This is a genomic window from Campylobacter sp., from assembly GCF_052170435.1.
Classification (GTDB): domain Bacteria; phylum Campylobacterota; class Campylobacteria; order Campylobacterales; family Campylobacteraceae; genus Campylobacter_A.
Genome location: NZ_JBQNAN010000031.1, coordinates 1 through 10,699, shown reverse-complemented (window position 1 = coordinate 10,699; position 10,699 = coordinate 1). Strand labels below are relative to the sequence as shown.

At 46.1% G+C, this 10,699-nt stretch carries 9 protein-coding genes; 3 read left to right on the top strand and 6 right to left on the bottom strand.

Going from position 1 to position 10,699, the window contains the following annotated elements:
* Positions 1–410 precede the first annotated feature (410 nt).
* Complete coding sequence (locus ACTTJF_RS09355) at positions 411–2,516, top strand: ribonucleoside triphosphate reductase (RefSeq protein ID WP_442551734.1); 2,106 nt, start codon at positions 411–413, stop codon at positions 2,514–2,516.
* 173 nt (positions 2,517–2,689) lie between these two features.
* Here ACTTJF_RS09355 and ACTTJF_RS09350 read toward each other — a convergent pair whose 3' ends face one another.
* The 4 genes from ACTTJF_RS09350 to ACTTJF_RS09335 form a co-directional block, all read right to left on the bottom strand.
* On the bottom strand, positions 2,690–2,875 hold the full coding sequence (locus ACTTJF_RS09350; protein ID WP_442551733.1) for a hypothetical protein: 186 nt from the start codon (positions 2,873–2,875) through the stop codon (positions 2,690–2,692).
* A gap of 146 nt (positions 2,876–3,021) precedes the next feature.
* Positions 3,022–4,806 carry an NERD domain-containing protein gene (locus tag ACTTJF_RS09345; protein WP_314469262.1) on the bottom strand — a complete coding sequence of 595 codons (1,785 nt, stop codon included), beginning with the start codon at positions 4,804–4,806 and terminating at the stop codon, positions 3,022–3,024.
* 396 nt (positions 4,807–5,202) lie between these two features.
* Complete coding sequence (locus ACTTJF_RS09340) at positions 5,203–5,370, bottom strand: helix-turn-helix domain-containing protein (RefSeq protein ID WP_314469263.1); 168 nt, start codon at positions 5,368–5,370, stop codon at positions 5,203–5,205.
* A 191-nt stretch (positions 5,371–5,561) separates the two neighbouring features.
* Positions 5,562–6,197: a GNAT family N-acetyltransferase gene (locus tag ACTTJF_RS09335; RefSeq protein ID WP_442551732.1), complete on the bottom strand. Its 636-nt coding sequence runs from the start codon at positions 6,195–6,197 to the stop codon at positions 5,562–5,564.
* Positions 6,198–6,386: 189 nt separating this feature from the next.
* Here ACTTJF_RS09335 and murI point away from each other — a divergent pair, with 189 nt between their 5' ends.
* Positions 6,387–7,406 (top strand): glutamate racemase, encoded by a 1,020-nt coding sequence (murI, locus tag ACTTJF_RS09330; RefSeq protein WP_442551731.1) that lies wholly within the window; start codon positions 6,387–6,389, stop codon positions 7,404–7,406.
* A 307-nt stretch (positions 7,407–7,713) separates the two neighbouring features.
* Here the strand turns inward: murI and ACTTJF_RS09325 are convergent, their stop codons facing one another.
* Together ACTTJF_RS09325 and ACTTJF_RS09320 are read right to left on the bottom strand one after the other, a co-directional pair.
* Positions 7,714–8,523, bottom strand: a complete 810-nt coding sequence (locus ACTTJF_RS09325; RefSeq protein ID WP_442551730.1) for a M48 family metallopeptidase — start codon at positions 8,521–8,523, stop codon at positions 7,714–7,716.
* 165 nt (positions 8,524–8,688) lie between these two features.
* Positions 8,689–9,762: a putative transporter gene (locus ACTTJF_RS09320; RefSeq protein ID WP_442551729.1), complete on the bottom strand. Its 1,074-nt coding sequence runs from the start codon at positions 9,760–9,762 to the stop codon at positions 8,689–8,691.
* Between the two features lie 124 nt (positions 9,763–9,886).
* On the opposite strand from ACTTJF_RS09320, the gene ACTTJF_RS09315 reads away from it, so the two are divergent.
* Positions 9,887–10,342, top strand: coding sequence for a DUF411 domain-containing protein (locus ACTTJF_RS09315; RefSeq protein WP_442551728.1), 456 nt, complete (start codon positions 9,887–9,889; stop codon positions 10,340–10,342).
* Positions 10,343–10,699: the final 357 nt, after the last annotated feature.

The following is a 10,699-nucleotide window of genomic DNA, read 5'->3' as shown; positions in this document are numbered from 1 at the left end:
TAACGTTTAAACGCGGCGAAGGTATCCTAAACCTTGAAAAAGGCGGCGAGGATATTTTCTTAAGATACGACGAATAAAAACTTTCCCGCCGAATTTTACGGCGGGGCTCTCTCTTACTCAAATTTATCAAATTTAACTTCCGCAAAATCTCGTCAAATTTGAACTTTCGCTTGTTTTTCATCTTTCTTTTAAATTTGCTCAAATTTAATATCTCTTATCAAAAACGGCTTTGTCTTAAAATTTATTAGCTCTCGATAAAATCCCCAAATATACGCGCTTTAAGAGCTATTTTAAACTTAAAAATGACATTTTCAAAATGCCCGGAGAGCAAATTTCGGTCGCTAAATTTTAAGGCAACTTTGCCTATACTTTCGTCAAATTTATCATCAAAATTTAACGTAAGGAACGAAATGAAATTTATCCTAAAACGCGACGGCACGAAGCAAGAATACCTCCCGTATAAAATCCAAGACGCGATCAAAAAAGCCTTTGAAAGCGAGTCCAAAGAGTACGACGACAAGGTCTTTTTGGATGTGATGGGGCACGTGTTTGACAGCGAAGTTTTGAGCGTCGAGGACGTGCAAGACTACATCGAAAAGGCGCTTTTTAACGCGGGACACTTCGACGTGATGAAGAGCTTTATGCTCTACCGCCACACGCACAAGCTTCAGCGCGAGCAAATTTTAGGACTAAACGAAGACACCACCTACATCAACTCCACCCAAACCATCAGCGAGTACATCAACGGTACCGACTGGCGAATTCTCGCCAACTCAAACACCAGCTACTCAAACGCAGGCCTCATCAACAACACCGCGGGCAAGGTCATCGCCAACTACTGGCTGGATAAGGTGTATAGCAAAGAAGAGGGCCTCGCGCACCGAAACGGCGACTATCACATCCACGATCTTGACTGCCTCACGGGCTACTGCGCGGGCTGGAGTCTAAGAGCGCTTTTAAACGAGGGGTTTAACGGCGTGCGCGGCAGGGTTGAGAGCAAGGCGCCTAAGCACTTTAGAGAGGCGCTGTATCAGATGGCAAATTTCCTAGGAATTTTACAAAGCGAGTGGGCGGGCGCGCAGGCGTTTAGCAGCTTTGACACATATCTTGCGCCTTACGTTTTTCGCGACAAGCTAAGCGATAAAGAGATCAAAAAGGCGATAACGAGCTTTATCTTTAACCTAAACGTACCGGCTCGTTGGGGCCAGAGTCCGTTTACCAACGTAACGATCGACATCACCTGCCCGTCCGATCTGCGCGACCAGATACCTACGCGCGAGGATAGGCATATATTTAGCGACCTAGAGGACGCCGAGCTAGCGCAGGAGGCCGCTAAGCGCGGTTTTAACAAGCTAACCGATATGACCTACCGCGCCTTTGAGCCCGAGATGAACCGCATAGACAAAGCGTTTTACGAGATCATGACCGAGGGCGACAAGTGCTCGCAGCCCTTTACTTTCCCGATCCCTACGGTAAATATCACCGAGGACTTCGACTGGGACAGCGAGGTGGCAAAGGTGCTTTTTGAAAATACGGCAAAAATGGGATCGAGCTATTTTCAAAATTTCGTCGGCTCTCAGTATACGACCGATGAAAACGGCAATCGCGTCGCAAACGAAAAAGCCTATAAACCCGGCCACGTACGCTCGATGTGCTGCCGCTTGCAGCTGGATTTGCGCGAGCTGCTAAAGCGCGGCGGAGGGCTGTTCGGTAGCGCTGAGATGACCGGCAGTATCGGCGTCGTGACGATAAATTTAGCTCGCCTGGGCTACCTATATAAAGGCGATAAAAAGGGACTCTACACGCGCCTTGAGTATCTGCTAAATTTAGCCAAATCCACGCTCGAAAAAAAGCGCGCCTTTATCCAGGAGATGTACGAACGCGGCCTGTATCCGTACACCGCGCGCTATCTAAAACACTTTAACAACCACTTTAGCACCATCGGTATCAACGGCATGAACGAGCTTTTGCGTAATTTCACGAACGACAAGGAAAATATCGCGACCGATTTCGGGCGAGAATTTGCGATCGAGATGATAGAGTTTTTGCGCGGTAAAATTCGCGAGTTTCAAGAGAGCACCGGCAACCTCTATAACCTCGAAGCCACGCCTGCCGAGGGCACTACGTATCGCTTTGCCAAAGAGGATAAAAAGCGCTATCCGGATATCATCCAGGCCGGTTTTGGCGAAAATATCTACTACACCAACTCCACGCAGCTACCGGCAAATTTTACCGACGATGCGTTCGAGGCGCTCGATCTGCAAGACGAACTGCAAAGCTCCTACACGGGCGGCACGGTGCTGCACCTATACATGAAGGAGCGCATCAGCTCGGCCGAAGCGTGCAAAGACCTCGTGCGCGGCGTGGTAAGCAACTACAAGCTGCCATACATCACGATAACGCCGGTCTTTAGCGTCTGCGCCAAGCACGGCTACATCAGCGGCGAGCACGAGTACTGCCCAAAATGCGACGAGGAGCTTTTGGCTAAATTTAAGGCTGAAAATAGCGTAAAATAGGATAAATTTGAGCGGCGAAGCTATATTTTGCCGCTTTTAAATTTGACTGCATATTTGTGTATAAAACCAAAATTTAACTAAATTTGACCCCGCCCGAGTCAAAATAGGCGGGGCAAATTTGATTATTTCTCCCCGAGCGCTTCCACACTCTCCGCGCTAGCTACTAAAATCAATCACTTCTCGCCAAGCGGCCAGTAGACAATCGGTTTAGCTCTGAGTCTTGCTTCACCGTGATACATGCCGAGCTTATCTTTCGTCAACGCAAAGCCCGCGTGCCCGTGCTTGTCGATCGAGATGATACCGCCGCTGCCGCCGAGCGCTTTGACCTGGCTTACCGCTTCTTCGGCGGCCTTTTGCACGTCGGAGGTTTTAGGCGGCGGCGGGGGGGCTCAATACATGCAATTTAACTAAATTTGTCAGTAGCGTGAGGTTTTTGATGCGGTTTGGATATAGAGAAACTCCTTGGAATTTTAACTGTGTTTTTTTGAGAAATATGATTAAACTTTCAATAAAAATTCTTTGCTGAGCATTTTTTACTAAAAAAATTAGAAAGTTCAGTATTCCCTAAATTAATAATTACAATATTCTGTCTAGCTCTGGTTATTCCCGTATACACTAACTCAAATGTAGATTTTTTATCAATTAATAGAAATAATGTATGAATTTCCCATCCTTTAAAACTATGCACTGTGGATAGTTTAATCATTCCCGCATTTAACCAAAAGCCTACTTTTTTAGCTCGTCTGATCTGATCAATATTGTCTTTTGTTAATAGCCCGTTTTTCTCCAGCTCCTTATATTCTTCCTTCATTTCAAAAGTTGTTATGGTTTCTTCTTGGTATTTAGATCTAATTTCAAAATCAAGCTCTCTCAATATTCCTATATTATCACCTAAAATAGCTACATCATTAGAATGAATGTTATGCAATTCTATAAATTTAAAAACCATGTCATTGATTTCTGATAAATTACCGATTTCATGGTACTCAATCACAGATGGTTCAAAATCAAACTCTTGTTGAGCTATCAACATTTCATCTAATATATACTTATTGTCAAGAAATTCTTTTTGAAATTCGATAGCCAAGCGTCCAATATCATGGTTAAGCCTGAAAGATTTTTTCAGACTTTTATTCCATCGCCCAACAATCCCAGTCGTTATAATTTCTTTATTTTCATCCAATTCTCTATCGTAAATATTTTGCTTTTCATCCCCAAATACAACTATTTCAGTGTCTGGTTTAGAAAAATAGACTACAATCAAATTAAGCCATTCTTGTTTATAATCTTGAATTTCGTCAATAAAAATAGCATCAAATTTTTTAATACTATTCTGCCTTGATGAAAAGAATTCTTTATTATCAAAATCTTCATGCCCAGTTATTTTTAACCCATATTGATCTGCAAATTCACGAAAGAAACTATGATAATTGGTTATGTAAAAATTCTTCCAAGCAAAACTTTCTCTTACTTTACTTATTTGATCATGTATATAATTTACTAGTGAAATATTAAATGTTAGCACTAGCACTCTTCTATGAGTCCTAATATGCGCATTTACTGCTCTTTTAGCTAGAACTAAGGTTTTTCCTGAACCAGCAACGCCTTTGATTTTTTGTCGTTTCCCTATTCTGCTTTTAGTCAATTCCTCCTGTTCTTTAGTGTAAATAACCTCTTGATTTATTTCTAATTGATGAAAAGTTGGTTTTAAGTATCTTTTTATACTTTTATATAGTTCATCATTGAAATATTTACTGACTCTTCCAATATATGTTGAATTTAATAAGCTATTAAAAAATGAGCTATTTAAACTATCTCTTCCTATGATTTGGACATATCGATTAATATTCTGGCCTTTTAAAAAACATAGAACACTTTCCCTGCTCTCACAATGGAAATAAACTGCTGTTCTTATAACGCCGTATATATTTTTATTAAAAAAATTTTCATATAAGAATCGATAGTTCATATTCTGCAGTTTATTTTTATAAATCTCTACTTGATGAAATGGAGAAGTAATATATGCATTATTTTCTCTTAATCGCCAATCACCAGAATTATCAATATAATAGTGTGTTAAATTCCAGTCTTTTACTTCAATGATCAGGACGCCGCCGCCTTTTCGCATTAAAACAATATCTGGGTTTTTGCCGTTGAGATAGGGTTGGTAATAAATTTCATACTCGTCATTTAGTGTGATTTCTAGAAAGTTTAATATTGCCATCTCGCCGTTTGTAGGTAAAACTTTTTGTTGCTCAATTATTTTTCTTTCAGGAATAAGAATTGCCATGTAACCTGTCTATACGCTAATAATTTTTTAAATAAACGGTCCAGTCATCTATCACATGTCGACCTTTCTTCGCCAACTCTGGCTGGTAAATCTCTACCATTGGGCATATTTTACAGCGTTTGCCGTAGTTGGGTGGCGAGATTTTGCCGCTGTTTTTTGAGGCGAGTTTTGTCTTTTATTTGACTATTTTGCTTTTAAAATTTATAAATTTGCCCATTTCCCTTGACTAAATTCGACGTTTAAAGCTTAACGACTGTTATGTTGTCGGCTTGAGGAGCATATTACGGCCTAAACGCAAAATAAGCCGATTTTCCGCAAGCTTCTAGCTTTGCGAAAAAAATTTTAAACTCAAGCGTCCTAGATTGGCGTGTCGATCATATTTGACGTCCGCCGAATTTACGATACCGAGTAATAGCACCTCTTCGGCGAGCTTATTATACTCTCGTCTTTTAGGGCTTTTAGCACTTTTTCAACCTCTTTTTTGTCTGCGTTTAGCGCTTGGGCGATCTCGCCGACCTTCATCGGCTCCGAGTTTGCCAGTAGTTTTAGGATTTGCTCTTTCATTTTTTCTCTTTTTGGGTTGAATTTGCAACTATATTGTAGCAAATGCGGCTTTAAAAATACGCGTACCGCCGGGAAACGTCAATTTTATGCCGCCAGAGCAAAAATAGCGCTCAAATTTGACCGCACGGCGCTGCTAAAATTTAAAATTCGGCTAAAATCCAGCGTCTATTTTTCGCGCCGAATTTTAAAATTTACCCCAGCTTTTTGCCCAGTATCGTTAGACTCTCGATTTTGCCGCCCATATCGCAGACTTCGGGTAGCTCGCCCCAGCGCGTAAAGCCGAATTTAGCAAACAAATTTAGGCTTGCCACGTTACTGGAAAATATCAGCGCGACGACATTTTTGACACCGAATTTTGGCGCGCTTTCAAGCATAAAATTTACGAGCCGTCCGCCCAGTCCTTTGCCGCGAGCGCCTGGCGCGACATAGACGCTGATCTCGGCGGTGATGCGGTAGCCCTCGCGCGGATGATAGTCGCCGAGGCTACCCCAGGCTAAGATTTCGCCTTTTGGGTTTGTGACGCTCGGCTTTTGTGCGCCCAAATTTGCGCCCTTTGGGTCAAATTTCCTCTCGCAATTAGCCTTAAATGTTTCGCCCTCTCTGCTCGTCAAATTTGCGTCGCAAACCTCGCGTAACACGTATATCGGGCGATTTGCGGCCTCGTGCGCGTCAAACCACGCTTCGCGCTCCTCTATGCTAATGGGGTGCAGCGTGGCCGTGGCGTTTCGCTCTAGAATGCTTGCGTTATAAATGCTCGTAATAGCGGCTAGATCGGCCTTGACGGCGCGCGAGATTTCGTATTTTGCATCGGCGAGATTTTCTTGCATTTTGAGCCTTTTGTTCATTTTAACCGATTTTACGCCAAATTTGATTAAAAACAGCAGCGAAAACGCCAAATTTTTACGTCGATAAAGGCGCGGGTCTAGCGGCCGTAAAAAGGCAAATTTGCGTCCAAAGGCGAAATTACCGTAAATTTGAGCTATAATCTCTTTTTAAATTTAACCTTGGATAAAGATTTGAAAATAGCGTTTTTTGACTCGGGTATCGGCGGGCTGAGCGTACTGGCCGAGGCTCTGCGGCGATTTAGCGGGGCGGAGTTTTTGTATTTTGCCGACGAGGATCACGTCCCCTACGGCACGAAAAGTAGAGCCGAGATCGCGCGGCTGAGCCTCGATGCGGTCGGGTTTTTAGTCTCGCGCGGCGCGGAGGGGGTCGTCGTTGCTTGCAACACCGCCACGAGCGCGGCTATCTCGGAGCTTCGCGGCGCATTTAGCGTGCCCGTCATCGGCATGGAGCCCGCCGTCAAGCTCGCCGCGGACAGCTTCGGCGCCCGCCCGACGCTGCTCATCGCCACGCCGCTAACGATTGCTGGCGAGAAGCTCGCGCGCCTCGTGGGGCGGCTAGAGTGCGAGACGTGGAGCCTGCCGCTGCCCAGCCTCGTGGAGTTTGCGCAGGATTTGGAGTTTGACTCGCCCGCGGTTCGGGCGTATCTGCGGGAGGAGCTAGCTAAATTTGAGCTTGAGCGCCTCGGTTCGCTCGTGCTTGGTTGCACGCATTTTAACTATTTTAAGGACGTTTTGCGCGAAATTTTGCCGCCACACGTGCGCATCATCGACGGCATAGACGGCACGCTAAATCGCCTAGTAAGCGAGCTGGGCGGGCGGATAAAGCTCGCGTGCGGCGAGAATTTATCGGCGCAGGCGACTAAATTTAACGCGGACGGCGACGTAAAATTTGATACGAATTCATCGGCGCAAGGCGGTAAAATTGACGCGGAAGTGCGAGGCGCAGGCGGCGGACAGAGTATAAAAGGCAAGAGCAAGCGGGGCTCGGAAGGGCGCGGCGAGGGCGAGCAAGGCAAGGAAGGTGGCGACGAGCAGGGTGCAGAAAGATGCGACGAGAGCGGCGGCAAAATTTACTATCCAAACGGCAACAGCGTGGAGTATTTTTACTCGGGCAGGGCGCTAGATGCGGCGCAGCTGCGCAAGGTGGAACTGTTTTTAAAACGGCTTGATGCGATGCGGGAGATTGATTAACGTCGCACTCGCCACATGCCGTTTTACGTAAGCAAAAAGCGTGATAATTTGATACGTAAATTTGATGCAAAACGGCAAAATACAACTCAAACAAAATCCATACAAAATCACACGCAGTTAAATTTGCCACTTTTAAAGCAAATCAAAAACCGCATTTGAGCTGCAAATTTAAAATCTAATCGTTCAAATTTAGCATTAGGCGGATTTTGCGACTCGTTTGTCCGCCTTGCAAAATATATTAAAACGTCCGCGGTAACTCCAAACAGCTAACAGCAAGCGTTTAAAGAGCCGTTACGCTAGCTAAATTTTACTTTTTGGCTTGCAGATACACGGGCTCGAGCTTGGCTGCGACCTCGCGTAGATCGGCGATGCGGCTTTGGCTAGACGGGTGGGTGCTCAGTATCTCAGGCACGCTACCGCCGCTTTTTTGCGACATTTTGACCCAGACGTTTACCGCCTCTTTAGGATCATATCCCGCGCGCGCCATCAGCTCCGTGCCGATGTGGTCGGCCTCGCGCTCGTGTGAGCGAGAAAACGGCAGCGAGATGGTGTACTGCGCGGCCATATTCATGGCGCCGGTAGCTAGATCGCCCAGTCCCGCAGCCTGCGAAACAGCGAAAATGCCGACGTTTTTGAGCATATCCGTGCTGGCCTGCTCGCGGCTATGTTCGCGCAGCGCGTGCGCGATCTCGTGTCCCATGACTGCGGCTAGCTCGCCGTTTGTGAGCGAGAGGTTTTTGATGATGCCGCTATAAACGACGATGCGGCCGCCTGGCATACACCACGCGTTTATCGTGTTTTCGTCGATCACGTTTACTTCCCATTTCCACTTGAGCGCATCCTCTCTAAATGCCCCGACCTGCGCGATTAGGCGCTTGGCGACGTCTTGCACTCTTTTTGTCATAACGGGATCGATGTTTAGCGCGCCTTTTTTGCGCGCGCCGCTTAGCGTCTCTACGTAGGCTTTGGCTGCGGCTTCGTTCATCTCCTGCTCGCCGACCAAAAACATCTGGCGTCTGTTTTCGCCCAGCGCTCCGCCGCTAGTGGAGCTGGTGAAGCAGCCCGTCAGCATCGTCGCAGTAAATACGGCGAGTAAAATAATTTTTCTTATCGTCATTTTTCATCCTTTGCGAGATTTTGGCGATTATACCGCTAAAACAGCTATAAATTCGTAAATAAGCGTTTAAATTTGACTTAACGGCGTCAAATTCGTAAAGAAACGGCGGGTAAATTTACGTCCGAGTCAAAGCTAAATTTGAGCCGCCGCTAGTTGCGCCGCGGTTTACATGCTAAATTCCATTAGCTTTAAATATATCGCAAAGGCCGCGATCGTGATCGCCCAATAGGCGAATATATCAAGCCCCAGCCCCTCGTTATTCTCGTTTTTCGTGCCCTTGTAGCCGATGTTGGTTTCAAATTCTTTCAAACGCTTGTGGATGGAGCGTAGCTCGGTGATGGTCGTCCAGTTTCTTATAAATATCGACAAGCTGGCGCGCACCTGAGAAAAGGCATTTACGACTTGCATCATCACGCCTAGGGTTATCGCGCCCGTTAGTACGCTAGGGCCTAGGGCTATGAGCGGAACGATGATCATGGCTTGGCTAAAGCTGTATTTCCAAACGTCGAAATATCCGTAGTGCAAAAAGAGCCTGCCAAAGTTAAATCTTATCTTTTGAAAAAGCTCTTCCAGCTTGCGCGTATCGCCGTAGTTTTGCTTGTCGTCCTCGGCGTAGACGAGCTCTTTTCTAAACGCGGCTTCGACTTTTTGGTTGTTGTACTCAAGGCCGGGCAGCTTGATACCCACAAACCACGAGATGATGAGACCGCCCGCGCTGGTAGCCACCGCGATCCACACGAGCGAGCCGGCTACGTCCTCCATAAACGGCACCTTTACCTTCGCGCTAAGCACCCAAAGGATGGGCACGAAGGCCACTAGCGTCATAACCGCATCCACCACCGTAGTGCCCAGATCCTCGACGATCTTAGCAAAACGGTAGATGTCCTCTTGGATACGTTGCGAGCTACCTTCGATATCTTTTGGCGTCTTTTTCCAGTAGTCGATGTAGCTAAAGGTCATCGCCTCTCGCCACCGAAGCGTCCAAACTCGCGTAAAATACGATATAGCCGTACCTAGTAGCACGAAAGGAAACGCTAGCGCGGCAAAAATCTCGATAGCCGTCCAAAAGTCCCCCACCGTGTGGTTTTTGACGTCTTGCAATATATCGTAAAAGCCCTTGTACCACTCGTTTATCGCTACCGTTAGCTGCACCTGCGCGTAGGTAAGAGCTAGTATCAATATCACGCCCAGGTGCGCCCACTGCACCCATTTTTTGCTCGCGAAAAACGACGAAAACATCTATTTGCCTTTAAATTTGAGATTTAATCGCAAAGTATAGCAAAACCAGGCTAAATTTATGCGCGTTAGATTGCTGTTATACGTATTACGTTAAAATCCGGCGAATTTTTTACAAAGGATGAAAATGAAAAAGACTATTTTGGGATTTGCGCTATTTACGGCGCTTGCGTCGGCGGCTCTGGGAGGCGAGACGATCGAAGTTTATAAAAGCCCGGACTGCGGTTGTTGTGGAAAGTGGGGCGAGATAATGAAAAAAAGCGGCTTTGAGATCGTAGAGCACAAAACAAACGCGATAATCGAAACGAAAAACAAATACGGCGTTCCGCCGGAGCTATCCAGCTGCCACACCGGTATAGTCGGAGGTTACGCTATCGAGGGGCACGTGCCGGCTGAAGAGATAAAGGCGCTTTTGAGCGCTAAACCGGCTGATGTCGTGGGTATCTCGGTACCAGGCATGCCGCTGGGAAGCCCCGGCATGGAGCAGGGCGGCATCGTCGAGGATTACGATGTGATTGCGTTTAAAAAGGACGGCACGAGCGAAATTTTCGCAAGCTATAAAAACGGCAAGAAGGTAAAATAATTTAGCGAGTTCGGCGTAAAATTTACCAACGCCGCGGCCATCGTTTTACCGGGTTTCGCGGCGATTTTTACCGCGAGACTATTTTTTAAATTTAAGCGCCGAACCTCGTCAAATTTAGCGCAAAATCAAGCCAAATTTAACCGCCGCCGCTGTATCATTAAGATAAATTTACAAAGGAGCGGGCGTGGCGAGACTAATTTTTATCCTGTTTATTTTGGGCTTTCTTACGTGGCTTTATATGGGCGGCACGACCAAAACGGTGGCTGATTACAAAGGCATGAGCCGCGACGAGCTTGAGACGCTGTGCCTTGAGAAAAAGGACAAAAAGGCCTGCCAAAAAATAGCGATCGACTTCGT